The 26,060-nt window shown below is 39.1% G+C and carries 23 protein-coding genes and 1 pseudogene; 7 read left to right on the top strand and 17 right to left on the bottom strand.

The features are described 5' to 3' along the window. Positions 1–46 precede the first annotated feature (46 nt). The 9 genes from dut to FXX65_RS08415 all read right to left on the bottom strand — a co-directional run bounded on the left by dut (position 47) and on the right by FXX65_RS08415 (position 10,934). Positions 47–493 carry a dUTP diphosphatase gene (gene dut / locus FXX65_RS08455; RefSeq protein WP_147615904.1) on the bottom strand — a complete coding sequence of 149 codons (447 nt, stop codon included), beginning with the start codon at positions 491–493 and terminating at the stop codon, positions 47–49. 151 nt (positions 494–644) lie between these two features. Continuing rightward, entirely contained in the window at positions 645–2,750 is a 2,106-nt protein-coding gene (gene pnp / locus FXX65_RS08450) for a polyribonucleotide nucleotidyltransferase (protein WP_147614096.1), read from the bottom strand. 20 nt (positions 2,751–2,770) lie between these two features. Then, positions 2,771–3,037 carry a 30S ribosomal protein S15 gene (gene rpsO / locus FXX65_RS08445; protein WP_147614095.1) on the bottom strand — a complete coding sequence of 89 codons (267 nt, stop codon included), beginning with the start codon at positions 3,035–3,037 and terminating at the stop codon, positions 2,771–2,773. Between the two features lie 33 nt (positions 3,038–3,070). Next, positions 3,071–4,894 (bottom strand): tRNA pseudouridine(55) synthase TruB, encoded by a 1,824-nt coding sequence (truB, locus tag FXX65_RS08440; RefSeq protein ID WP_147615903.1) that lies wholly within the window; start codon positions 4,892–4,894, stop codon positions 3,071–3,073. Further along, the gene (gene rbfA, locus FXX65_RS08435) at positions 4,866–5,246 is read right to left on the bottom strand and encodes a 30S ribosome-binding factor RbfA (protein ID WP_147614093.1); all 381 of its coding nucleotides are present in this window, start codon (positions 5,244–5,246) and stop codon (positions 4,866–4,868) included. The genes truB and rbfA overlap by 29 nt, the downstream gene beginning before the upstream one ends. Beyond that, a complete protein-coding gene (infB, locus tag FXX65_RS08430) occupies positions 5,246–8,122 on the bottom strand; it encodes a translation initiation factor IF-2 (protein ID WP_147615902.1) in 2,877 nt (958 codons plus the stop codon). The genes rbfA and infB overlap by 1 nt, the downstream gene beginning before the upstream one ends. Before the next feature lie 69 nt (positions 8,123–8,191). Next, complete coding sequence (gene nusA, locus FXX65_RS08425) at positions 8,192–9,667, bottom strand: transcription termination factor NusA (RefSeq protein WP_147615901.1); 1,476 nt, start codon at positions 9,665–9,667, stop codon at positions 8,192–8,194. A gap of 22 nt (positions 9,668–9,689) precedes the next feature. Continuing rightward, positions 9,690–10,163, bottom strand: coding sequence for an LSm family protein (locus FXX65_RS08420; protein ID WP_147614090.1), 474 nt, complete (start codon positions 10,161–10,163; stop codon positions 9,690–9,692). Positions 10,164–10,265: 102 nt separating this feature from the next. Further along, the gene (locus tag FXX65_RS08415; protein ID WP_147615900.1) at positions 10,266–10,934 is read right to left on the bottom strand and encodes an RluA family pseudouridine synthase; all 669 of its coding nucleotides are present in this window, start codon (positions 10,932–10,934) and stop codon (positions 10,266–10,268) included. Positions 10,935–10,993: 59 nt separating this feature from the next. Between FXX65_RS08415 and FXX65_RS08410 the strand changes: the two genes are divergently transcribed. Next, a complete protein-coding gene (locus FXX65_RS08410) occupies positions 10,994–12,193 on the top strand; it encodes a hypothetical protein (RefSeq protein WP_147615899.1) in 1,200 nt (399 codons plus the stop codon). Between the two features lie 2 nt (positions 12,194–12,195). Here the strand turns inward: FXX65_RS08410 and FXX65_RS08405 are convergent, their stop codons facing one another. Then, the gene (locus tag FXX65_RS08405; RefSeq protein ID WP_147615898.1) at positions 12,196–12,849 is read right to left on the bottom strand and encodes a PTS sugar transporter subunit IIA; all 654 of its coding nucleotides are present in this window, start codon (positions 12,847–12,849) and stop codon (positions 12,196–12,198) included. A gap of 130 nt (positions 12,850–12,979) precedes the next feature. Here FXX65_RS08405 and FXX65_RS08400 point away from each other — a divergent pair, with 130 nt between their 5' ends. The 6 genes from FXX65_RS08400 (at position 12,980) to FXX65_RS08375 (ending at position 19,781) form a co-directional block, all read left to right on the top strand. Continuing rightward, entirely contained in the window at positions 12,980–14,044 is a 1,065-nt protein-coding gene (locus tag FXX65_RS08400) for a hypothetical protein (RefSeq protein ID WP_147615897.1), read from the top strand. 4 nt (positions 14,045–14,048) lie between these two features. After that, positions 14,049–14,909: a hypothetical protein gene (locus FXX65_RS08395; RefSeq protein ID WP_147615896.1), complete on the top strand. Its 861-nt coding sequence runs from the start codon at positions 14,049–14,051 to the stop codon at positions 14,907–14,909. A gap of 43 nt (positions 14,910–14,952) precedes the next feature. Beyond that, on the top strand, positions 14,953–16,833 hold the full coding sequence (locus FXX65_RS08390; RefSeq protein ID WP_246104367.1) for a phosphoglucomutase: 1,881 nt from the start codon (positions 14,953–14,955) through the stop codon (positions 16,831–16,833). A 144-nt stretch (positions 16,834–16,977) separates the two neighbouring features. Next, a complete protein-coding gene (locus FXX65_RS08385; protein ID WP_147615895.1) occupies positions 16,978–18,744 on the top strand; it encodes a phospho-sugar mutase in 1,767 nt (588 codons plus the stop codon). 36 nt (positions 18,745–18,780) lie between these two features. Beyond that, positions 18,781–19,452 (top strand): 3'-5' exonuclease, encoded by a 672-nt coding sequence (locus tag FXX65_RS08380; protein ID WP_147615894.1) that lies wholly within the window; start codon positions 18,781–18,783, stop codon positions 19,450–19,452. 44 nt (positions 19,453–19,496) lie between these two features. After that, positions 19,497–19,781, top strand: coding sequence for a hypothetical protein (locus tag FXX65_RS08375; protein WP_147614082.1), 285 nt, complete (start codon positions 19,497–19,499; stop codon positions 19,779–19,781). Between the two features lie 453 nt (positions 19,782–20,234). Here the strand turns inward: FXX65_RS08375 and FXX65_RS08370 are convergent, their stop codons facing one another. The 7 genes and pseudogenes from FXX65_RS08370 to FXX65_RS08340 all read right to left on the bottom strand — a co-directional run bounded on the left by FXX65_RS08370 (position 20,235) and on the right by FXX65_RS08340 (position 26,059). Further along, on the bottom strand, positions 20,235–21,122 hold the full coding sequence (locus FXX65_RS08370; RefSeq protein ID WP_147615893.1) for a M23 family metallopeptidase: 888 nt from the start codon (positions 21,120–21,122) through the stop codon (positions 20,235–20,237). A 56-nt stretch (positions 21,123–21,178) separates the two neighbouring features. After that, positions 21,179–21,730, bottom strand: a pseudogene (locus FXX65_RS08365) (YfbR-like 5'-deoxynucleotidase); the annotation flags it as partial. A gap of 109 nt (positions 21,731–21,839) precedes the next feature. Next, positions 21,840–22,205 carry a helix-turn-helix domain-containing protein gene (locus FXX65_RS08360; RefSeq protein WP_147615891.1) on the bottom strand — a complete coding sequence of 122 codons (366 nt, stop codon included), beginning with the start codon at positions 22,203–22,205 and terminating at the stop codon, positions 21,840–21,842. A gap of 40 nt (positions 22,206–22,245) precedes the next feature. Next, complete coding sequence (locus tag FXX65_RS08355) at positions 22,246–22,575, bottom strand: hypothetical protein (RefSeq protein WP_147613836.1); 330 nt, start codon at positions 22,573–22,575, stop codon at positions 22,246–22,248. A gap of 110 nt (positions 22,576–22,685) precedes the next feature. Next, positions 22,686–23,126: a phage protein GemA/Gp16 family protein gene (locus FXX65_RS08350; protein WP_147613837.1), complete on the bottom strand. Its 441-nt coding sequence runs from the start codon at positions 23,124–23,126 to the stop codon at positions 22,686–22,688. Positions 23,127–23,135: 9 nt separating this feature from the next. Beyond that, complete coding sequence (locus tag FXX65_RS08345) at positions 23,136–24,029, bottom strand: AAA family ATPase (RefSeq protein WP_246104365.1); 894 nt, start codon at positions 24,027–24,029, stop codon at positions 23,136–23,138. 26 nt (positions 24,030–24,055) lie between these two features. Further along, positions 24,056–26,059: a Mu transposase C-terminal domain-containing protein gene (locus FXX65_RS08340; protein ID WP_147615890.1), complete on the bottom strand. Its 2,004-nt coding sequence runs from the start codon at positions 26,057–26,059 to the stop codon at positions 24,056–24,058. Between the last annotated feature and the right edge of the window lies 1 nt (position 26,060).

Below are 26,060 nucleotides of genomic sequence, written 5' to 3'. Positions count from 1 at the left end.
CCTTTATTTTTTTTAAGTTTAGTCGAGGCATAAAATTACAAAAAAATTATTTTCCAGTATGACCAAAGCCACCTTCACCACGAGCAGTTTTATCAAGTTCATCTACCAGAAGAAAATTAGCCTGTGTTACAGGAGCAACAACCAGTTGTGCGATTCGGTCGCCAGAATTTATTTCAAAATCTTCGCTGCCTAAATTTATAAGGATGATTTTTACCTCTCCCCTATAATCGCTGTCGATAGTGCCAGGAGTGTTCAAGCAGGTTACCCCATTTTTTGCGGCAAGCCCAGAGCGTGGGCGAACTTGCACTTCAAAGCCTTCTGGAATGCTCATCTTAATTCCCGTTGGAACCAAAAAGCGTTCCATAGGTTTTAATACGATTGATTTACCTTCTGGAAGATATGCACAGATATCGCAACCAGCGCTACCCGATGTTTGATATGAAGGAAGTTTTACACCGTCTTCGGCGACGATTTTTATTTCACAGTTTTGCATGGATAAATTATAGCGAAAAACTAAAAGATGATAAATCCACCTGTACTTGATGAAAAAAAACTGTTGTCATCCACTTACGCCTGATGAAAAAATTGCAAAAAAAATCCCGACCCAAAATCGAGTCAGGATTATAAAAAGTCAAAAAGATTTTTTACTTTGACTGTTCTTCAAGAGCGTCTACATAGGACAGATTTAAGCGTCCCATCTTGTCAACTTCAAGAAGTTTTACAGGAATCTGCTGTCCTTCGTGAAGAACATCCGTTACCTTTTCAACTCTCTGTCGAGAAAGTTTTGAAATATGACAGAGCCCTTCTTTTCCAGGAAGAATTTCTACAAAGGCACCAAAATCCATTATTCGTTTTACAGTTCCATTGTAGATTGTTCCAATTTCTGGATCTTCACAGATGCCTTTTACAGCAAGCCTTGCTTCTTCTGCAGATTTTCCAGTTTTTCCGTAAATCTGAACAGTTCCGTCTTCTTCTGTGTTGATTGTAACATTGTACTGTGCACAAAGTGCTTTTATGTTCTTTCCGCCAGGACCAATCAATGCACCAATCTTATCTGGACTTATTTTCATGGTAAGAATTTTTGGAGCAAATGGACTGATTGGCTGAGGTTTATCTATGCACTTTTCCATTATAGAAAGAATGTGCATACGACCAGCTTTTGCCTGTGCAAGCGCTTCTTTCATTATCTGTGTAGTAACACCTGCAATCTTTATATCCATCTGGAAGCCTGTGATTCCGTTTTTAGTTCCTGCAACTTTAAAGTCCATGTCTCCAAGGTGATCTTCTTCGCCTAAGATGTCGGAAAGAATCTTGTATCTTTTGTACGGATTTTCTTCATCGCCTTCGGTTATAAGACCCATCGCAACGCCTGCAACCATCTCTTTCATTGGAACACCAGCAGCGAGCATTGCAAGACAACCACCACAGGTAGAAGCCTGTGAAGAAGAACCATTGGATTCCAAAATCTCTGATACTACGCGAACTGTGTAAGGAAACTGTGATACAGGAGGCACCATCGGTTCCAAAGAACGACGAGCAAGATATCCGTGTCCGATTTCGCGGCGACCAGTTGTAAGTCGACCAACTTCGCCTACCGAATAAGGAGGAAAATTGTAGTGAAGTATAAAGTTTTCGCTTCGCTCTCCGTCAATGTCATCGTAAGCCTGAGCATCCAAAGTTGTTCCGAGCGTACAAACTGCCAGAGACTGAGTTTCGCCACGAGTAAACAAAGCAGAACCGTGTGGACGAGGCAAAACATTTACTTCGCAAGTTATAGGACGAATTTCATCGCATTTACGACCGTCGATTCTTAACCCTTTATCCAGAATGCTTTTTCTTAGCAGATTGTATTGAATATCGTCAAAGCAAGAATCAAAAAGCTTTTTCTGAATTTCATCTTCAAACTGCTGTGCATGTTTTTCTACAAGTTGCTTTTTTACCGCAGAAATTGCATTCCCTCTGTTTGATTTTCCATCCTGGAAACAGGCTTTTTCCAAAAGTGGCGTTGCTTCTGCAATTATCTCTTCTTTGTTTTGAAGTTCAACATTGAGAGGCGCAAGTGGAAGTTTTTGTTTTCCGCATTTTGCAACTAGACTTTCCTGAAGTTCGCACATTGCAGTTATAAAAACCTGTGCCTTTTCCAAAGCACCAAGCATAACTTCTTCGCTAACTTCGTTTGCACCGCCTTCTACCATCGTAAAGCCGTCTTTTGTACCAGCAACAACAATTTCAAGTTCTGCTTTTTCCTGCTGTGCAAAAGTTGGATTTATAACATACTCACCAGCGATATATGCAACACGAGCGGCCGCAACAGGTCCATGGAATGGAATATCTGAAACAGAAACCGCAGCAGAAGATGCTATTACAGCAAGGATGTCTGGAGGATTTATTCCATCGGCAGAAACACAGGTAGGAACAATCTGAATTTCTCTACCAAATGAAGTTTCAAACAAAGGACGCATAGGGCGATCTATAAGGCGAGAAACCAAAATTTCTTTATCCTTAGGACGCCCTTCCCTCTTTACAAAACCACCAGGAATTTTTCCAGCAGCATAATACTTTTCGTTGTATTCAACAGTAACAGGAACAAAGTCCAATCCTTCTTTAACTTCAGAAGAAGCACAAACAGTTGCTATAACAGAAGTGCCTGCATATTGAGCATAAACACAACCGTTTGCCTGTTTTCCGATTTTTCCAGTTTCGAGGATTAGTTCTTCATCACCAATTTTATAAGTTACTTTATTAACCATTAGTTGCACCTCCGATTAACTTATTTGCGGAGGCCAAGGTCTTTAATGAGCTGACGATATGTTTCGAGATCTTTTCTCTGGAGGTATTTGAGCATCTTGCGGCGCTGTCCAACAACTTTTAAAAGCGCCCTTGAAGCTCCAGTATCTTTTGGAAACTGCTGGCAGTGAGCTGTGAGCTGTTTAATTCGTTCAGTCAACAATGCAATCTGAACTTTTGAATTTCCTGTGTCGGCTTCGTTTGCGCCAAATTTGCTGATCAATGCAGCTGATTCTTCTTTTGTAAGCATTTTACTTACTCCTTAAAATTTATTTTCTCTGGGTTAACCAAATTGAATTGCCCGCACAAAACCACTGAGCGACCCATCAGAATCTAGCACGCGAAGTAAACCAGAATCCAATTTGCAAAGCACAGTTTTTGTTACGGAAATCTCTTCGCTTCCAGAAATTACCGTTTCTATTTGGACTTTATATTGTCCGTCTGGAGGAAAAACTTGAATCCCCCTTTTTTTTGCGACAAGCCAATGCTGTCCGTCTTTTTCTTCTTTTTCCCATTCAAAACCTGCACAATCAAGTTCAAATGACTTATGAAGCATTATTTTTACCGCTTCAAATTTTTCTTCCAAAACATCCGTTCGGATTCTTGAAGAACTAACTTTTCTGCCCAAGTAGTCAACAAAATCGACAACATTCAGCTCGATATTGTTTTTCAAGCAGAAATCGCCTAAAGCTTTTACATCTATAGAGCCTTTGTAACCGCAGGTAAAATCCTTGCCTTCACAAAGGTATTTTAAATTGCAATTCTTCTTTATAACGGTTAAAAAATCGCTGCCTTCAATTTTAGTAAAATCATCAGAAAAGTCAATGACAACGACAAAGCTAAATCCTTTACGGATAAAGAATTCCATGCGTTGACTCAAACTGGAAACATCGCCTTTATAAGAATTCTTTTCTGTCGAAAATCTCGCAGAATGACGAAAGGTAACGATTCCTGGAACTAAATCTTTCCGTTCAAGGATAGAATCGAAAATGCTGTCGTGCCCGATGTGAGTTCCGTCAAAACTCCCAATGGACAAGGCCACTCCTTTGCTTTTAAATTCCTTTGAAAATTTATCCGAAAAAATTTGCTCCCACGAATAAACTTTTATCTTTTCCTCGCGAGTCGGAATTACAAAACCATAACTCAATTTTCGGTTATTTTTTTTAACCACGCCTGCAAAAACTAAATCAGGATAGAAAACCGCAAATTCACAGTTTTCTGCAGGCTTATATTCATAATAAAAAGAGTGATTCGTTAAAGTCCTTCCGTTAGAAAAATCCTGCACATACGCACGCGATAAAAGAGCAGGCGTAAAACCACAAAATTTTGCGATTTCGACTGTCATCGATTTTGCCGAATTTTTTATCTCTTCCAAAAAGGCAGAATCGTCTTGACGGCCAACAAAGTCGTTTTCGTTTTTATTGATAAGAGAGCTTATCGTAAAAAGTCCTAATTTATCCGCTCCTGCTGCATCTTTTAACAAAAATGGACCAACGCTCGTTCGCCTTAACGCTTTTAGATGAGCAACAGTGCCACATTCTTTTGCAATATCTCGTGCAAGGGCGCGGATGTAAGTTCCCATTGAACATGAAACTTCGATGAGCGCGTATTTATCGTAAAAATCTAAAAGTTTTATCGAATGAATTGTAATTTTTCTTGGAGCAAGTTCAACCTTTTCGCCTGCCCTGCACAAATCGCTGGAACGTTTTCCATTTACATGAAGTGCGCTAAAAGCTGGAGGTATCTGCTGGATTTCGCCTTTAAATTTTTTAAGGGATTGAAGCACAATTTTCTCGTCTGGAACAAGACCTTGTGCAATAACTTTTCCTGTTGGGTCTAAAGTATCGGTTCCTTTTCCGAATTCAATTAAAGCAAGATAAGTTTTGTTAAAATTTGTTATATGAGGAACAAGACGAGTTAATTTTCCAGTCAAAACCACCAAAAGTCCGTCTGCAAACGAATCTAAAGTTCCAGTGTGCCCAACTTTTGATGTTTTAAGAGATTTTTTTACTGCCGTAAGCGAAGAAAAACTCGTTTCTCCTGCCTGCTTTGCAAGTAGCAGAATAGAAGAATCGCCGCTATTGTGACTGTTTTTGTCTGTTTTCATTTTCCTCTGCTTCTAGCAGATTGAGTTTATGAACCATCTCAAAACCCTCTTTTATAGAATTGTCCGCTATAAAAGTGAGTTTTGGGAATTTTCTTATCGTAAGTTTTTTTGCGATTGAAGTCTGAATAAAGCCTGCTGCACTGTTCAATCCTGCAACGCCTTTTATAATTTGACCTTCTGGCAAAAAACTGGAAACATAGACCTTTGCATAAGCTAAATCTGCAGCAACTTCAACCCTGTTTACAGTTAGAAAAGTAGAAACTCGCGGATCTTTTATCTTTTGAGTGTAAATCAATTTTGCAATCTCATCGCGAATCTGCTCTCCTAACCTTGCAAGTCTAAACTCACCCATTATTCAGCATCTCCTGCGTTTTCTGATGAATCCGACTTTTTAGCCTTTGTTGCAGCTTTTTTTGCCTTGGCTTTGGCTTTTGCTTCCGCTTCTTCTGCTAAAGCCTGTTCATGAGCAGCCTGTGCTTCTGCTTTTGCAGCTTCTATACGCGCTTTTGCTTTTTCTTCTGCAGCAGCTTTTTCGTCTACGAGAGATTCACCGAGTTTTCTTGCAATTTCTACATACTCAATAAACTCAAGTTGATCTCCAACTTGAATATCCTGCCAGTTTTCCAAACTTATTCCGCATTCAAAGCCTTCTTTTACTTCTTTCGCATCGTCTTTGAATCTTTTAAGCGAGGAGATTTTTCCTGTCCACTTTACAATTCCTTCGCGGATGAGATTTACAGTTGCGCTCTTTTTTACAAGACCATTTGTAACATAACAACCTGCAATCACGCCGACCTTTGGAACTTTAAAGATGTTTCGAACTTCTGCTGTACCGATATTCTGTTCGATCGTATCTGGACGCAACATCCCTTCCATAGCCGCTTGAATTTCTTCAACACATTTATAGATGATGTTGTACTTTCGAATTTCAACTTTTTCTTCATCTGCAAGCATCTTCGCTTTTGCTGTAGGACGAACGTTAAAGCCGATTATGATTGCATTTTCATCGGCAGAAGCTAAAGTTACATCGCTTTCGTTTATTGCACCTGCTGAAGAATGGATAACATTCAAGCGAATTTCTGGTGTAGAAAGTTTTTCAAGAGAAATTTTGAGCGCTTCAGCTGAACCTTGAAGGTCTGCTTTTATGATAACTCTGAGTTCTTTAACTTCGCTCGCTTCGATTGTAGAAACAAGGTTGTCCAAAGTAACTTTTTTAACAGCTTTTGCTGCTTCAAATCTCTTGAGTTCCTGTCTTTTATTTGAAATATCTCTAGCGTCGCGTTCGCTTTCTGTAACCTGGAACGGATCACCTGCATTTGGCATTTCATCCAAGCCCAACACTTCTACAGGCATTGAAGGACTTGCTTCTATAACTTTTTCTCCTCTGTCGTTAAACATTGCACGAACTCTACCAGAGTAAATACCTGCAACAAAAGGATCTCCAACTTTTAGTGTTCCGCTTAAAACCATAACGTCTGCAACAACACCGCGTCCCTGGTCTACGCGCGATTCAATCACTTTACCTTCGGCACGAGTTCCCCAATGAGTTTTTAATTCAAGCATTTCCGCCTGCAAAAGAATCGCATCAAGAAGTTCATCTATGCCTTCGCCTTTTAAAGCAGAAATTTTTACATATTGAGTGTCTCCACCCCATTCTTCTGGAGTAAGTCCTTTTTCCGAAAGCTGCGTCATAACTCTGTCTGGATTTGCTTCTGGTTTATCAATTTTATTTACTGCAACTATGATTGGAACTTTTGCGTCTTTTGCATGGCTTAACGCTTCCAAAGTCTGTGGCATAACACCGTCATCAGCGGCAACAACCAAAACACAGACATCTGTTATCTGAGCACCGCGAGCGCGCATCATAGTAAATGCTTCGTGTCCTGGAGTATCGAGGAAGGTGATAACGCCTTTTTCAGTCTTAACCTGATAAGCACCGATTTTTTGAGTGATTCCACCAGCTTCGCCAGCAACAACATTTGTTTTTCTAATTGCATCGAGAGTCTTTGTCTTACCATGATCTACGTGTCCCATGACTGTAACAATAGGAGGACGAGGAAGTTCTTCCATGCCTTCGCCCTTGTCGCTTTCTATCAAAGTTTCGTCATAAAGAGAAACAAGATGAACTTCACAGCCGTATTCTGCAGCAAGCAAAATTGCAGTATCCGAATCTATGCTCTGGTTTATCGTAACCATAATTCCCATAGACATCAGTTTTCCGATTATCTCATTTGCTTTTAAATTCATCTTTCTAGCGAGGTCTGAAACAGAAACGGATTCCATTATATCTATAGATTTAGGAACTACGCTTGCAGGAATTGAAGCCTTCTTCTTGTAAAGTTCTTCTTCATCAAAGAGCTCTTCTTTATCTTTTCGACTGTAGACCTGTTTTTTGCCTTTAAATGCTTTTTTGCCCAAAGATTTCTGTTCTGGAATTGCAGATGCAACATTTTCGCCACCAAAAGCTGGTTTTCCACCAAAGCCAGTGCGACTTCCGCCAAAACCAGGTCTAGAACCATTAGGACGAGCGCCACCAAAACCTGGACGTCCACCTGTTCCTGAGCGATTGAATCCACCGCCTTGAGCACCACGGTTAAAACCGCTATTTCCTGTGCGATTAAATCCCCCGGTAGCTTGGTTTTTGTCGCGATTTTGATAATTTTCGCGAGCTTGAGCACCAGAAAAACCACCCGTTCTTTGTCCATTAGAGTAGTTGTTTCTAAACCCACCTTCCCTATTCTGGTTTTTAAAGCCGCCTTCCCCTCTGTTAGAAGAATAGCCATTATTGTAACCGCCTTCACGATTTTGATATCCACCGCCATTTCCAGAGCGATAACCACCACGAGAACGATTAGAAAGATTGCCAGCCTTTACATTCGGCCGAGTTGATGCAATTTCGAAAGTTGTACGAGTTTGTCCAGAAGTTTTTTGACTGGACGACTGAGAGTGATTTTCAGAAGTTGATGGCGAAGAATTTGTTGACTTTTTTACCACCGGAACAGGACGAACAGTTTTTTGCTCTGTGCCTGTCTGCAAATTTCCCGAAGTCGATGATTGAACTGGAGCTCTTTGTGGTTGAGTCGGTACTTTTCTCTTTACTACTACAACCTTCTTTTTTTCTTTTTGAGCCTGACTTGCAGAATCTTGTACAGAACTTTTTGTTTCTTGAAGTTCTGACTTTTTCTTATTCAATACAAACTCGGGCTTTTTTTCTAATTCTTCAGCCATATATCCGCTTTACCTCTTTTTAATTTCTCGTACTTTTTCTTATCGCTTTTATTATTCTACAGCGATTTATCATTCAAATTCAAATTCAACACCACAATTAGGACATTTGTGCATATCTAAAGTGATTTTTGCACCACATTCAGGACAAAAATAATCTTCATCTTGAGCAGTATCATCTTCTTCAGAAGAATCTTTTGATTCATCTTCTGCTTGTTGACTATCTTCTGGATTTTCCTCTTCGACAAACTCTACAACATCGCAGATGATTTTATTCACTTCGTCAAGTTGCTCTTGTGTTACGCCTTCAACTTTTAAAGTTCCTTCTTCGTAAGCATCGACAAAGTCCTGAATATCATCATAGCCTGCGTCTTTTAAAGCTTTTGCAACATTTGCATCAACTCCAGAAAGTTCACTAATGGTAGAAACAGGCTCTTCGACTTGGGCTTCATCCGCACTGTTGCTAAACAACTGCTCTGCGGCTTTTCTTGCAGTAAACTGACTCAAATCGATTTCTGCCGCCTGCTCTTCTGTTTTTACATCGATTGACCAATCGCAAAGCCTGTTTGCAAGGCGAACATTTTGTCCCTGTTTACCAATAGCAAGTGAGAATTGACTCTCGTTTACGATTGCAAGTGCCTGCCTTTTTTCTTCATCTGTTATCAAAACTTTTTCAACTTCCGCAGGCGAAAGAGCATTCTTTATGAATACAACAGGATCTGGATCGTAACGAAGGACATCGATTTTTTCACCTTCAAGTTCACGAATAACATTTTGAATACGCACGCCCTTTGGACCTACGCAAGCACCAACAGGATCAACTTCTTCTTTGTTAGAAAAAACTGCTATCTTTGTGCGGTAGCCTGCTTCGCGAACAATCTTAAAAATTTCTACAGTTTTGTCTTCGATTTCTGGAACTTCAAGTTCGAGCGTTGACTGCACGAATTTTGGATCTGTGCGGCTCAAAACCAGCTGAACGCCAGAGGAAATAGGTTTTACATCAACAACAACCGCCTTTATGCGATCGCTTTTTTGATAAACTTCCCTTGGGCTCTGGTATTTTTTAGGAAGAACTCCTTCAACCTTGCCCAAATCTACATAGATATTTCCATTGTACTCACGCTGATAATAGCCGATTATCACTTCGCCAATTTTATCTTTAAATTCGTTGTAGAGATTTGTCTTTTGACTTTCGCTCAATCCCTGGTGTGCGGCCTGTTTTCCTGTAGAAACTGCGGAACGTTCAAAAGTTTTTGGATCTATTAATATAAGAATTTCATCTCCAACTTCGCATTCATCGCTCATCTTAAGAGCATCTTCAAGTTCAATTTCTGTAACAGGATCGTAAACTCCGTCCACGATTACCTTTCGGGAATAAACTGAAACATCGGACAAATCGTCCGCAAATTTTACCTCGCAGTTATCCGCAGTTCCAAACGTCTTTTTATACGCTGCCTTTATTGCGTTTTCTACTGTTTGCTTGACCGATTCTTCCGAAAAACCTTTTTCCTCGATTAGTTCACGGATTGCCTCTGCCATTTCTGACATAATTCAAGCCTCCTTAAAAAAATTATAAGTGAATAAATTTTGCCTTTGCTATATCTGCATAAGAAACAGTTTTTTGAACAAAAGAACCGTCTTCCTGTGCAACTTCTAAAGTAACTGAAGCCTTATCCGCAGAAATAACTTTTCCGCCAACCCAGTCGCTTATCGTTTTATCCCAAACTCTAACCTGCCTGCCTTTAAAAAGGGCAAATTCTGCAGCATTTTTTATATTGCGTTCCATGCCAGGCGAAGTTAGTTCCATATAGGTGTCGTCGGTTCCAAGAATTTCTTCGATTTTTGGAAGCAGAGCGTGATGAACTTTTGAACAGTCGTTTATTCCAATGTTTGCTGTGGAATCTTCTCCTGTTATGACAGCAAGGATACGTGTTGTGCTGCCCTGTTTTGAAATTTTCAATTCAACAAGGTGATAGCCCAATGAACTGGCAATCTCTTCGCATTCTGCATAATGTGGCTGTGAATCAAGCGCAATGTATTCCATTATTTTTGTCTTCGTCCTATAAAATAAAAATGGACCCGTTGTTTCGGATCCATTCAAATATCTCTATTAAAATGTTAGATTGAGTATAGCGACGCTCAAAAACTATGTCAATAGAGCCAATGCGGTTTTCATGTGCTCTGGAAGTTCTATTTCAAAAACGAGATTTTCTTTTTCATTTGGAATCGTAAGTTTTGTAGAAGCAAGGCAGAGTTTTTTTATACCCAAAGCTCTAACTTTTTTATTCAATTTGAAATTTCCGTGCTTGTCATCTTGCACTATTGGACAGCCAGCTTTTGCAAGGTGGATTCTAATCTGATGCATTCTTCCGCTTCCAAGCGTAAGGTGAAGCGCAGAAATTTTTACGCTTTCATCATCTAAAAAAATTTCTTTGGACGCAAAAAGTTTAAAATAGGTTTGCGCAGTTAAAGTTTTTCCAGATTTTTCGATGCTGTCGGTAATTTTTCCTTCAAAAGATTTTTTGCCGTCTATAACAGGCTCAAAAAAACAGATTGCAGTGTATTCTTTTTTCACTTTTTTGCTTGAAATCAACGAAATCCATTTTGAAGCCGCCGTTGAAGATTTTGCGACAATCATAAGACCAGAAGTTTCTTTGTCGAGGCGATGAACCAAAAAAACTTTATAGCCGAGTTGCTTGGAAAGTTCTTCGTCCAGAGGATGAGCAATTTTTTCTCCGCCCTGCACGCTTATTCCTGCTTCCTTATTTATGACGAGAATTTCTTGATTTTCGTATACGATTTGCGTTTTTTTCATCCGACTTTTAATATAGCCTAAGTTGATTTTTTTTTATAGAAGTTTTTGGAGGAATAAAAATGAATAAATTTAGCGGAAAAATCCGATTTTATTTTGTCCTTGCAGCGATTTTTTTGACTTTTTCTTCAAAAGCAAGCGCAGAGCTAGTTTCAAGCAGCGTATTCAATTATTCCATCGATTTGCCAGAGATGTTTGAAATTGCAGACTGTTCAAGCGACGAGCGTTCTGTCTTATTTGAACACAGGCTCCTTTCAGTGCAAATAATAATACGAGTCTGGGAAGGTGAAAAATACAATTCATCAGATTTGGCTTTGAGTTCAACTGTAGAAAAACTTTCTGGAAATGCAGAAATTTCAAAAATACGATGGAGAAACGCAGACTGTTCCATTGCAAAATTCACCACAGACGAAAAAGCTATTGGACAAAAAACTTCAGGCTGGGGGATTTGCGCTCCTTTGCAAAAAACAAACGACTTTCTTACGGTTTTATGTTTTTGTCCACAGGAAAAATTTCACGACATAGAGCAATTCATGCTTTCCATTTTAGACTGCGTCATGATTGATAGGGCAAGTTTTGCAGAAGCAGGGATTATAACAAATTTCGCCTTCCCAAAAACTCAAAATCAAAAAGTAGAATTAAAAATCGACGGAAAAAATATTTCTACAAGCCTTGATAAAGATGACAGCGAAGCAAATCAATTTGTGATAGACAGAGAATTTGAAGTTTTTAAAATCTTTATAAATCAAAAGTGCTGGAAAGAAGCATGGCAGCGCTTTTACAGAATTATAGCAAAGGATGCAGCAGGAAGATTAAAAAAAGCCGCGTTTGACATATACACAAACCTTTACGACAGCCTTTCTGAACAGGAAAAAAAAGACAGCCAAGCACTTATCGCACAAAAACTTTTAACCTGGACCCAAAACTTAGAATACCAAAGAAGATCCACAACAAAAGACAAGGCAGACCTCTTAAATATTCCAGACACACTCTTGGGCAAAGGAAGCGATTGCGACAGCCGTTCAATGCTTTTGATGTGCCTTTACAAAAATATGGATATAGATTCTATAATGCTGATTTCAAACACGTACAGTCATGCTATGGTTGCAGCTTTTTTAGAAGGAAAATTGGGACAAGCTTATAATTTAGACAAAAAGGATTATCTTTTTGGAGAAACCACCGCTCAAAATCTTACATTCGGTATGATAAGTGGCGACATGCAAGACCGCAGCAAGTGGATTCCTGTTGAACTTTACGAATAAAATCAGTCTTCTTGAATCAACAGAGCATACGCTTCTTCTGCTGTTTTTGTTTGCAAAAGCTTATCTCGCAAAACTTTTTCTTTGAGTTTTGAACTAAAAAAACTCAGGGTTTGAAGATAATATGTGTGCTGATTATATGCGGCTGCAATCATTATCAAAATTCGAACAGGAATTTCATCTATCGACTGGTAGTCAATCAAATTGTTCTGGCAAATTCCAACGCTCATCACCAAATCCGTAACAGACGAAAGCCTTACATGCGGAATTGCAATTCCACGACCAATCGCTGTAGACATCAATTCTTCGCGCTTTAAAATCTCGCTTATAAGTTCATCCTTGTATTTTACCTGAGGGGCAGTGCTCAAATTGTTTGCAAGTTCTACGAGTGCATCTCGCTTTGTAGAATGATTTATAAAAACGATTCTTTCTGGAGAAAGGATATTTTTTACGATTACAGCTGGAGAAGCAGCCTCTTTTTTCTGATTTGAAGAAAGCCTTTCATTCACCCATTTTTCAATCTCTGTCTTTTTAAAACGCCAAACAGTTCCAATTTTTCCAGAAGGAATTTCGCCTTTCTGCGCCCAATCATAGACAGTGCGTTCAGAAACACGCAGATATTTTGCAACTTCTTCAATAGTAAGGATATCGTCTTCCATATTTTAGGCTCCTGTAAAACTCGCAAAAGCGTTAATTTTTGATAAATTCTAGAAGATTTTGCATTTATTACGGTATTTTGTCAAGTTATCACATTCTTGACCTTAGGTTTTAAACGATATACGATAAATTATGAACAAAAAAGTAAATTTCATATTGCCAGTTTGCATTTTTGCATCTGTTGTATATATATTTCTTGCAATTAGACCTCTTCAAAAAGAACTGCATTTTAAAACAGTTTGGACAATAGATTCTTCAAAACAAAACTCTTCTTTAAAAGAGATATCCCCACAGGAATTGATTCCTTTTAAAATTGGACAAGTTTTAGGATATTTTTCTAGCGAAGGAAAAATCTATTCTATAAAAACATATCCTTATAAAGCGTCGATAAGCAAAAACGATTACTGCATCTATGGTTCAAGCGACAAAAAGATGGAAATATTTTCAAGCACAGACGAAAAAAAAGGTTCTATAAACGCACAAGGTTTTCCTTTTTTTCAAGGCGAAAAAAAATATCTTATGCTTCCGGGCGGAAACAGCTTCGCTTTTCTCGATGACAGAGGGAAACTCATCTGGCAGTTTGAAAATTATGTTCCAATAACGGCTTTTGCAACTTCAAAGTCTGCCACCGCAGCAGGATACGCAGACGGCTCTATTATTACCTTTAACGACGACGGAAAAATCGAAAGCAGTTTTTCTCCTGGCGGAAGTGAATATCCAGCGGTTTTAGGAATTGCTGTAAGCGATGACGCAAAATTAACAGCGGCAATTACGGGGCAGGAAAAGCAGAGATTCGTTCTTGCAAAAAAAGAAGGCACGTTGACAAAAATTTTATTTCATGAATTTTTAGAAAGTCAGACAAAAAGACAAGTTTTGATAAAATTTTCAGAAGATTCAAACTATTGCTATTACGCTCAAAAAAATTGTCTTGGTGTTTTAAACATAAAAAATCAAAAATCAAAGCACATTAAAATAGACGGACATATACTTTCAATTCAAGAAACTCAAGACAAAAAATCGATTTTTGTTTTAAGCAAAAAAAATGATTTTTACAGCATTTCGCTGATTCAAAACAACGATTTATACGCGGGAAGCACTAAGTTTAAAGCACAGAATGCATTCATAACCGTAAAAGAAAATTCACTTTTTATTGTAAAAGATTCTTCAATCTCTCGAATCGACATAGAATACAGGTAACAAAATGAAAAAAATACTTTCTTTTGCATTTATAATTTTAAGTTCAATTTCGACCTTTGCTTTTGACTGGCCGCAAAACGAAATAATGTCGGACAGTTTCTTTACATATTTTGCACAACTGCGCGGCTCGCTTTTAAGTTCTTCTTTAATTTTTAGCGGCAGCACACAAATAAAAACCGTGGAAAAAGGCTACGTTACAATGGTTTTAAGTGAGCATGATGAAGAGCCTTTCCTGTTTGAAAGCACTCTTGGTAACGCTGTTTTGCAGATGCACGATGACAAACTTTTGACGGTTTATGCAAATCTCGATTCGCAAGGTCAAAATGAGCGATACCTTTTGGACAAAGTGGAAAAAGCGGTGGATTTGGGCGAATGTGGAATATCTGGCTGGCAAGAAAAAAATGCTTTGTTGGAATTTCAAGTAATTGACCTTGTCTCAAAAACTATTTTAAATCCTAGAATATTGATGCCTCGCTTTGGCAATGAACTCCCATTAAACCTTTCAAATATTTGTGCCATAAACAAAAAAGGTGCAGAAATCGATTTTTCAAGTCAAAAAAAAATCGCAAGCGGAACCTATCTTTTATATGCAGACAGGCAGGAAAGAGCGATGCCATATAAGACTACAGTTTTAGTAAACGGTGCACTTGCAGATACCATAACGTACGACACAATAGTTCAAATAGAAGGAAAACTTTGTACCAAAGGTAAAAAAAATTATCCGACTGCTTTGATATATCCAGATTCAAAAAAACAACTGTTAGCAGAAATTTCAATTCCAAAAGGAAAAACGAAGATTACGCTGATAATTGCCGATATTCTTGGCAAGGAAAAAACTCAAACCTATAATCTGGAAGTCTTTTAATTTATTGCGAATAACGGCCTAAGATGGTAAAATCTTGTTAGTTATGGAACACAAGATGATTACATCCGCTTCTGGCTGGCGCAAAGTTTTTTGCGAATCTGGAAACGAAGAAGATAATTCAGCAGAGATAGGAAATGAAAACAGGATAATAGCCGCTTTAGTGGCAGATTCCTTTGCTGACTACATACTTTCCAAAAAAAAATCACCAATAATATGTTTAGGTTTTGACACTAGACCTACAGGTCCTGCACTAGCAAATCCCATGTTAAAAGTTTTTTTAGCAAAAAAGGTTCAGGTCGTATTTGCAGGCGTAATCGCCGCTCCAGAGATAATGGCATACGCCCGCACTCTCGACGCCTTTGTATATATTTCTGCAAGCCACAATCCAATTGGACACAATGGAATAAAATTTGGGCTTAATGACGGTGGAGTTTTAAGTGCAGAAGAAAATTCAAAAATTGTAAAAGAATTTGAAAAAAAATGTGCACAAAGCGATATTCACTCTTATGCGGAAACTTTGATATCTTCCTGCCCTATTGCAGATTTCGACTGGGTTTTAGCAGAATCCGCCTCTACAAAAAATGCAGCCCTTAACTCTTACAGGAATTTTTCAAAACATGTAATAGCAGGAAGCTCAGAGCTTTTTAAACAAAACACTCTTTTTGCAAGACTTAGGCAAAGCCTTCTCAAAACTCCTATAAGCGTAGTTGCAGACATGAATGGCTCTGCAAGAACCTTATCCATAGACAGTTCATTTTTAAACGAATGCGGAATCAAACTACATGCGCTTTCAAATTCTCCAGGAGAAATTAAACATGCTATAATTCCAGAACCAGAAAATCTAGTTTGGGCAGCATCCGAAATTGAAAAGCGACAGAAGCAAAGCGAAAAATCCTGTCTTTTGGGATATATGCCAGATTGCGATGGCGACAGAGGAAATCTCGTTTATTGGGATGAAGTTGAAAATAAAGCGGTTGTCCTAAAAGCACAGGAAGTTTTTGCACTTTGCGTGCTTGCAGAAATTGCATTTTTGTTTTATCAAGAGCAATTTGAAGAAAAACAGGGACTTGCAAAAAAAGCAGAACAATATTTGACTGACTCTTCAAATATAATTGATCTTAATTCGAGCAGTTCACAAAAATCTAAAATTGCTGTTGCCGTAAACGGCCCTACTTCTATGCGAATAGAAGAAATTGCTGGAGCGTTTGGAGCAGAAGTTTTTAGGGCAGAAGTTGGAGAAGCAAATGTAGTAAATCTCGCCCGGGAAAAACGAGACAAAGGATTTATCGTTCGTATTTTGGGAGAAGGCTCAAATGGGGGCAATATAACCCACCCTTCTGCAGTACGCGACCCACTTAGCACGATATTTGCACTCGTAAAACTTTTGGTTTTAAAAGATGAAGTAATAAATGGAAATCAAATAAAGGGATTGTTTCATCTATGGTGTGAAAAAAGTGGTCAGATGGAAAAATACAAAGAAAATTTTTCTCTGCACGATGTTATAGACACGCTTCCAAAATATACTACAACAGGGGTAAGCGAAAAAAGAGCCATCCTGCACATAAACACAAAAGACCATTCGCTATTAAAACGCAGATTTCAAACGATTTTTGAGTCTCAATGGAAAGAAAAGTGCAATCAATTACAAAACGATTATGGATTTTATGACTATCAGGTTGTAATCACAAATGGAACAATTCAAACAAAAGGAGTAAAAGATTATTCGCTTAGCAAAAATGGAGGATTAAAGATAATATTTAAAGATAAAGAAGGCTTACCTTTAGCATTTATATGGATGCGAGGAAGTGGCACAGAGTCTGTTTTTAGAGTTATGTGCGATGTAAAAGGCGAAAAGCCAGAACAAGAAAAATGGCTTTTGGATTGGGAAACTCGTATGCTTAATATGGCAGATTCAAAAGATTAAAAATAGAAAAATAAAACTCAAAGCGGAAATTTATATTCTTAGCAGAGTTTTATAAAACAACTGAAAAAGAAACGCCTATCATTTAGTGTTCCTTTTTTCTTTGAAGTTTGTGTTGCAAACTTTATTATTTACAAGGAGAAGAAGATGGAAAAAGAAGAAATTTTAGAAAGAGCAAAAAAATACATTTTGGAAGAAAAAGATGAAAATTTCCGCAAAGAAGTGGAAGAACTCATCAAAAAAAACGACATAAAAGAACTTGAAGACAGATTTTATCAAACTCTTGAATTTGGAACAGGCGGTCTTAGAGGAGTTATGGGCGGTGGCACAAACCGAATGAACACGCTCGAAATAAACCTTGCAACTCAAGGACTTGCAAATTACGTTATCAAAGCATTTCCTGAAAAAGCAAAGGACAAAACTTTAAGAGCAGTTATCGCATACGACAGCAGAAAAAATTCCGATGTATTTGCAGAAGCAACAGCACTCATCTTGGCCGCAAACGGAATAAAAGCGTATCTTTTTACAGGCTTGCGCCCAACTCCAGAACTTTCTTACGCAATAAGAGAATTAAAAGCTCAGACAGGCGTTGTCGTTACAGCCTCGCATAATCCTCCTCAGTACAATGGCTATAAAGCATACTGGGACAACGGCGCTCAGGTAATAGAGCCGCATGACGAAGGAATAATAAACGAAGTCAATCAGGTTAAAGAGATAAAAACAATTTCAAGAGAACAGGCTTTAAAAGAAGGAAGTTTGGTTCTCATCGATAAAGAAATTGATGAAAAATTCTGGGACATGTGCAAGGCTCAGCTTTTTAGACCAGAATTGATTAAACAAAAAGCGTCTTCCGTAAAAATCGTCTACACACCTCTCCATGGAACAGGTGCTATGCACGTAGAAAAAGTTTTGGGAGATTTGGGATTAAATGTAATCACCGTTCCTCAGCAGAAAAAACCAGATGGAGCATTCCCTACAGTTGAAAAACCAAATCCAGAAGAAGCACCAGCACTAAAGCTTGCGGTTGAGCTTGGCGAAAGAGAAAAAGCAGACTGCGTAATGGCAACAGATCCAGATGCAGACAGATTTGGAACAGCCTTTCCTGCAAAAGACGGAAAATTCGTACTTGTTTCTGGAAATCAGATGGGAGCGCTCCTTTGCGAGTACGTGCTTTTAAGCAGAAAAGAAACAGGAAAAATGCCTGAAAATCCTATGGCAATCCGTTCAATCGTAACTTCGCCATTCTGCGACTACATTGCAAAAGACTACGGCGTAAAAATGGAAGAATGCCTTACAGGCTTTAAATGGATTGCAGCCGTTCAAGACGAATTTGAAAAATCTAAAAAAGGAAATTACGTATTTGGTCTTGAAGAATCTTACGGATACAAAGTTGAAAAAGAAGTTATGGATAAAGACGGAATTTCTGCTGCTGCAATGTGTGCCGAAATGACTTTGTACTGGACATCAAAAGGAAAATCAATTCTCGAACATCTCGACGATATGTGGGAAAAATACGGATATTTTGAAGACCGTGCAATTTCTCAAAACTTCTTGGGTTCTGCTGGCAAAGAAGTTATGGCTGGAATAATGGCAAAATTGAGAAAAGAAGGATTAAAAACCTTGGGCGGAAAAAAAGTTTTGCTCATAAAAGACATACAAGAAAGCATTTCTTTCAATCCAGGAAATCCAGACAAAAAAGAAAAAATCGCTCTTCCAAAGTCGAATGTTCTTCAGTTTGTGCTTGAGGGTGGAACAATCGTTTCTGCACGCCCTTCAGGAACAGAACCAAAGATAAAATTTTATATCAATGCAAGAACAGAAGTTACAACTACACTCGAAGATGCAAAAAAGACCTCTGGTGCAGTTTGCGATTCTATAACGAAAGATATAAAAACAATTTTGGAAAATGCTTAAAATCTTTGCTCACGGATTTTTCCGTGGGCATTTTTTATGACGATGACAGAAAGACCTCGCTTAAAAATAATCAACTCGATAAAAAAGATAAAAGAACTCTACGATTCTGGAAGAATTTTTTGCGCGCTCGACACAGAAACCACTGGGATAAATCCAGAAATGGAACACATAACAGAAATTGGTGCAGTAAAATTTTCAAAAAATGGCTTTATAGAAAGTTTTTCGACCCTCGTAAATCCAAATGAAAAACTTTCTGCTTTTATAACGCAGCTTACAGGGATAACAGATTCGATGTTGCAATTTGCACCGCAGATAAGAGATGTTCTGCCTAATCTGCGAGATTTTTGCAAAGATGCAATAATAGTCGCTCACAACGCCCAGTTTGACCTTCGCTTTGTAAATGCAGAAGCGTTACGGCTCGGTTTTTCGCCACTTCCAAACGAAGCAGTTGATACGCTTATTTTAAGTCGCACTCTCCTCCCAGAAAATAAAACTTGGAAACAGCCAGATTTGGCATTACAATTTAACATAGAAACCGAGCAAAATCACAGAGCGCTTTCGGATGCAAAAGTATGTAAGGCACTCTTTACAACTTTGATGCAGATGCCGCTTCCTGCAAAGAAGCAAAAATTGCTTTACAGCGAGCAAAAAAAATCAGGTGAGGTTTCGAGCCTTGCCTTTCAGGCACTTTTTGATTTCGAAGACTGAATTAAAAATATCACTTAAGTTTTTACGTTAAAAGGAGGTCTATCATGGAAACAAAACTCAAGAGCAATTTAACAAACCTTGAAGTTATCGAATACATCCAAAAGGATATGACCTTTAATAAGAAGATTAAATTTTTAGATATGATTGAATATTTGAAAAGCGAACTTAGAATCTATTTTAAAACCGCTGATATAGACGAAACTGAAGATGAATACAAAAATCGCTTTGACCAAATTTTAAGACTGAACACACTCCAATGCAAAGATTTAAAAGTGATAATCCGAGAGAAGATAAATGGCGATGCAGAAGTAAAATTTGAACCATTGTAAAACCTCGCTACTTGAGTGCGACGAGCGGCAGGGTCTACTTGTAGCCCCGCTCCCCCGCCTGCGAGCTTACAGCGGCAGGGATAGTTTTCAAATAAAATCCTCCGTGATTTTATTTGAATGACTGTTTTTGCAAAACTGTCTACATATATTGTAAAGTCGCACGTCCTGCGCGACGAGCGGCAGGGTCTAATTGTAGCCCCGCTCCCCACCTGCGAGCTTACAGCGGCAGGGGTAGGAGAGGTGAGCGCAAGCGAAAACAAACGCAATGAAACGGGTTTGCAATCTTTGAAAAAAAACGCAGTTTTACTGCGAGCAAATTTTAAAGAATTAAAAAAATGATTGCGTTTGGTCGTAGGCGATAGCCGAAGCCTCGTATAGCCCGGTTTTTGTGCAACGAAGTGGAGCAAAAAGCCGCCCATAAAATTCATAAAATTATTTTAGGCTAAGCAAAAACTAACCTCGTGGCGCTTTTGCAGGATCAATGGGAAGCCCGTTTTGAAAAACCATCAGGCTTATCTGATTTTTTGAGGTATAACTGTCGACGCCTGCCCTGCCAATTTCCGTTTTAAAGTCGATATATTCGCCTTTGCTGACCAAAACTTTTCCGAGCCCTGTGTAAGCATAGATGTGGCCGGTTTTACTTTGAATGAATACGACATTTCCAAAACCGCGGTACGAGCCGCTAAACATCACAGTGCCAGATTTTATTGATTTTACAACTTCGTCTTTTTTTGAACTCAAAATAACGCCGCTCACTTTTCCGCTTATGTAGGTAACTTCTGGTTTTTCAACTGGCCAGACGAGGTCGGAATCTCCTTTGCGATTTTGTTGCAAATTATTTTCGGGTTTTATTAAAGGTGGCGTTATAACTTGCGAATTTGGAGTTTTTACTTCTGGTTGAGAGGCAACAACAGTATTTTTATTTTCCTTTAACGGAACGATTATCTTCTGCCCGATTTTTAAACTTTCGCTTTCGTTTGAATTGTTCAATTTGTAGAGTTCATTTACGCTTACAGAATAAAGTCTCGAAATTGCATACCAAGTGTCGCCTTTTTTTACTGTATAGGATGATAAATTATTTGAGTTAGGAACAGGAGATTTTTCATTTTTATCATGCAAAACTGGAATTACGAGTTTTTGTCCAATTTTTATATCGGTTCCTTCAATTTTATTTACACTTGCAAGCTCTTTTACAGAAACTTCATATTTTTTACTTATTGAATAAAGAGTATCGCCTTTTTCTACAATATGAACAGGAGAAGCATAAATAAAAAATCCTCCAAAAACCATAGAAAAAGATAAGATAAATTTTTTTAAATTTTTACAAAATGACGATTCCATACCTCTTGTATTATCGGAATAAAATGACAGGTAGATGAGAAGAAATTTTTACGATTCTATTCGCTTACTATATCTTCAAAAAGGTTTCTGATTTCGATTCCGTTTACAACTTCGCCTTTGGAATAACAATTTAGAGTATTGATTTTGCCGCTTAGAAGATGTTCGCTGGTAATTCCGTATTTTATTGAAGAGTCTGCTTCTATGAGCGCACTCATGTGGTCTGCTAACCTTACAGTCCTTCCGTCGACTGGGTCGTATTCTTTGGAATTATATTTTTCGTTTAGTTCCTGCCAGTCAACGTGTTTTACTTGAAACTTTCCGTTCTCATCTTTGATTCTAATTCTGTTTGAAAATTCGTCGCTCGTAAAATATCTTATTTCATCAACATAAAAATCGTCCATCAAAGGAACAAGTTCTCTAAGCACGATTTCATCTTCAATCTTTTTTACGATATGAGGAAGTTCATCTGTTGCCTGTTTTACAGGGGAAATTATATCCCTCGTAACCGCTTCTGGAAGGTCGTGAAAAAGTGCTGAAAAAAAATCGTTGAAGAGCCTTTTTTCACTCATCTGAACTCCAGTTTCCCTCATCAAAAGAACCGTAAGTGCGGCGACAAAATATCAATCGCAAAAAAAATTGGTAAAAAATTCTAAGAAAAAATGATTTTTTTTGTGGGGGTATCTGGGATAAAATGGGGCTTTTTGGGTCATTTTTTTGTTAAAAAAGTAGTTCTAACTGGGGTGTTTTTGATTTTTTTTGTTGCTTTGGAGCAAACTTTTCTGGCTCTTTTTTGTCTTCTGGCGTGTCGATTATAGGACGATTTACCAGCATATTTTTTAGAATATAGTTGAGTACATCCTTTTTGAATGGTTTTATTTCCTGTGCAGTAATCATTCTGGAAACTGTAGGTTCTGATATGTCGAGAACTGATGCCATTGTCTGTACTGTGAGTTTTTCTGGCACATTAGGAAGCAAATCCACGCCTTTATAGCAATCATTAAGATACTGGTTTGCTGCTTCTTCATCGATGTAGTTTTCCTGAATAATGCTGTTTTGCATGTTTTTACCTTCTTTTTGTGCCATTTTAACATCTCTAAATCGCGTTATTTGCTTACTGGCTGTACTATGCTGCACGATTATCGCGTTTTAGAGGGATTGAATTGAGATAGTTTTGCAATTCATTCTCCAAGTCTTCTGCTGGGTCTGTTAAATATTCTACAAGCGACCACCAGGGGATTCTTATTATTGTTCTAATCACTGTGCAATCGAGCCGATAAAAATAAAGCAGGGTTTGAATTTCATCGTAACTGATATGCAGCAAGCCCGACGCCTCTTTTGTGTCGTACATAAATTTTCCAAGCAATGCGTTTTTGTAAATCTTATCGCGAAGAAGTTTCTTTTCTTCGTCACTTAAAGTCTGTCGATAGTCTGCAACCTTAAATAGTTCGTTCATTTTTCTCTTCCTTTTTTACAAATCCTGTGCAATAAATTATTTTTTTACATTCTTCGCCGCAGTAACGACAATAATTTTCTTGTGTGCATCTAGTGCAGGCTGGACAATTTTTATTTATCCAGGGATTTCGTTTTTCCGTCATTTTTTTTATTCTCCGTTCGCTCGATTGTCGATATAAAGCCCATAACTTGTCTTAGTTCATTTTGTGTACAAAAGGATAGACTGTGCTTTTTTACCTTAGTTTGAATAAATTGTGTTACCCTTGATTCCCACCCGTCGCCGAGTATTCTTTTTGCCCTTGCGACAACTGCTTCTTTTTGTGTTGTCTGTCTGGCTGGAAAGAATCTAAAGGGTTTCTGCTTTTGAGTTTCAAGGATTGAATTGAGGTCGTTAAAGATTGTCTTGAGTTCTGTCATGTCGCATTCGGAGCAACTTTGTTTTCCTGTCGCTCCGTAGACTATCGTCCGATAGTTTTCATCGTTTAGATGTGCGGCTTTTTTTTGTGCGTGAATCAGCGATATTAAGCGATTTCTGTTTGATTTTCCAGGCATTTAAGCTCCTTATGCTATGAGTTTTTCAAGCATGTTTTCTGTGATTGTGTTAATTCCAGATGCCTTTGACATCTTGGAAATTGCGATTGAGTCATTTACGATTGACCTAAAGCCGCCGTTTGCGTGCTTGCAAAGTTTTTCTGCGGTTGCGCGGTCTATGTCTATTCCTGCCGCCTCGTGATAGTAGGCGATTATGTCTACTGGAATTGCGCGTTCAAACAAGACTATAGGATGCCGGATTCTTGAACGAAGTCGTGGCACTCGGTCTGTTTTTGTCTTCAACCCTTCTTCTCCCACAAGCAAAATTGGAAGGTTGCAGCGCTCGTTTATTCCTCGAAGCATTTCCAGGTGCTGGACTGGGAGTTTGTCCGCCTCGTCGATTATTATGAGGCGGCGACTGTATTTGCAGGTTTCTTCCAAAGTAGAAAGGCAGTGTCCGAAACTGTAAGGACGGGTGTGGGCTATTGAGTCGCAGATGTCTCTAAGGAGCTGGACTTTTGTTGAGCCGTCCACATAAAGGACGTATGCTGCATTTTGATTCTGCTGTACATACCAGTGGGATGAATGGCTTTTTCCTCGCTCGGCGGTTCCTATTGCCATTCCTATTGATGATGACATTGTTCCATCGGGATTTGAAAGGTCGTCGGCAAGTGCCTGGAAGTTTGAAACGCTTGGGGTCAACACCAGCACATCGGTGTCAATATTTATTCCTTGTGGTATAGTGTTTGTGTAGCCTGCCTGTCTGAGTTTTTCGATGAACTCAACTTCCTTTTCCTGCCAGTTAGGGTAAGTTTTGGTGCATACTTTGACAACTTGAGACTTGTCTACTCCGATTAGGCGGGCTGCTTCCTGCATTGACAATCGATTGTTTTCTATGCAATTCCTTAAATTCTGATTTTCCATAGTTTTCTCCTTGTGGATTTTTTTTATTAGTTGAATTTTCCCTTTACATACGAGTCAAAATAGTTTTCCTCTGCCTTGGTCATTTTGGCTTCGTATGCAAACTTGAAGTCCATGTCCTCGCGCGAAAGTCTTTCTCCAGAATAGAACTGGTTCAGAAGATACTGATAGCGGTCGCGGTCGGTCAAAAAGACTGGCTTTCCGTGTGCCCTGAGGACGTTTTCGTTTCCAATTCTGCTGGCAAGGTCTTTCAAGAAGTCTTCCTGCGATATTTCTTTCCTGCGATTTAGTGAAAGAGGAACTTCCCTTTCTTCCGTTTTTGTTTCAATTTTTCTTGGAACGACTGGTTTTTGAAGCTCAAGGGCTGGCTTTTTGTGTTCTGTCTGCCTTGTTTTTTCAAGAGCGTTTTGGGAAAGTTCTTCGGCTTTGTGAAGTTCTTCAAAACGATTTGGCTCTGAAAGAAGCCGGATGTTTTTGTTTTCGGTCGCCTTCTGAAACGCTTCCTGAACGGCTTTCATATTGCGTTTTTTCCATTCAAGTTGCTTTACCATTGAATCGCTGTCGAGCATGTCGATTTTTTCGACTGGGCGCAGTGCGATTGCGTTGTTCGTTCCGGGCTCTATCGCAAAAACTCCAAGATCCAGGTTTTCGGGGTCGTAGCGGATTTCTATCTTGTGGCGGTTGTATGCGACGAGTGTTCCTCGGTTTTGCAAAACCATTTCCTGTGTGAGGTCTGGTCCCACATATTCGATTCCGTTGAGTTCTATTCTGTCACCTTTTACGATTCTTGTTGTGCTTTCCATGAACAGGTATGATTCATCCCTGGGGTCGATGAATGTTGGAATCCATCCGTCTTTTTTGTATTCGGAAAGCCTTTCGCGTGGTGTGCAGCCTAATGTCTGGTGAACGCGCGTTTCGTAGATGTCGATTGCCTTTAGAACCTGGCGGATAAAATCGTCGTAAGTGAGGATGTAGCCGTTCTTTTTCTGCCAGTCCAGGCGCCTGGTTGCCTGTTCTTCTTCTGGCGCGGAAACTGCAAGTCCTTTTACCCTGCCTGGTGTGCACATGTCTAGCAGTATCTGTTCAAGGGTTGAAAAGAAGCGTTCTATTGGCTTTGTCTTTGCGTTTTTTACGCGAGCAAAGATTCTTCGGTGCTTTTTTTCCCATTCTGCTTTTGTCGGCACCACATCTACTACCAAGCCCTCTGTGTCTTCCACGATGTAGCGTCCATTTTCTGCGTGGTACAAATCTGCTTCGTCAAGGAACTTTACTCCGTAGCTTTGGAGACGCTCTACTATCTGGTCTGCGAGTTTTGATTTTTCGCTTGAGCCGTTGTCGTTGTAAGTGCTTTCAAATTTTCCGAATCGCTTTATTCCCATGCGCAAGGCTCTTGTTACTGTGTAGGTGTTGTATGCGATGTCGAAACTCGCTCCGTATACAAGGCGGGTTGCCATGTCGAGCCAGAGGTAGCATTCGGCGCGGATTTGCTTTCCGTTTGGTCCTATGCACCAGAAGTCGAAGATGTGCTGGTCTCCTACTATCATCTGGAACGGCTTTAGCTTTGAAAGGTCTCGGCTTATGTAGAACATATTGTCAAGCGCGCGCTGGCCGCCTTTTGCGAGCATTAGCATAGCTGGACTGATTTTTTTTGCGTGCACATAGGCGCTCTGCTCCGAGCCTATTGACCATCCCTGCCTTTTAGCCTCGTTTTTTGTGCAGTTGTATGCGTTTCGGACTGTGCAGCCTCCCACTTGCTGGATTGCAACTAGGTAGAAGTTGTTGAAAAAACTTAAGGCCTCGTCGTCCCAGGCGTATATGTGGCGCCCCTGTTTTTTTGCGACCTGGTCAAAAACCGCCCCTGTCTCTATTTTTTTGATATACCGCTGGACTGTTGAAACAGAGATGTTGAACTTCCTCGCAATATCATCATAAGCCTGCGCTTTTGAAATTAGAGGAGAACGCTTTCTGAATGCGTCATAGACGGCGTTCCTTAGGGGGAATTTTTTGTCTACAACCGGAACGAATGTCTTCATG

This window comes from Treponema pectinovorum (genome assembly GCF_900497595.1).
Classification (GTDB): domain Bacteria; phylum Spirochaetota; class Spirochaetia; order Treponematales; family Treponemataceae; genus Treponema_D; species Treponema_D pectinovorum.
The sequence above is the reverse complement of the archived record's forward strand: the minus strand, read 5'-3'. Positions and strand labels throughout refer to the sequence as shown.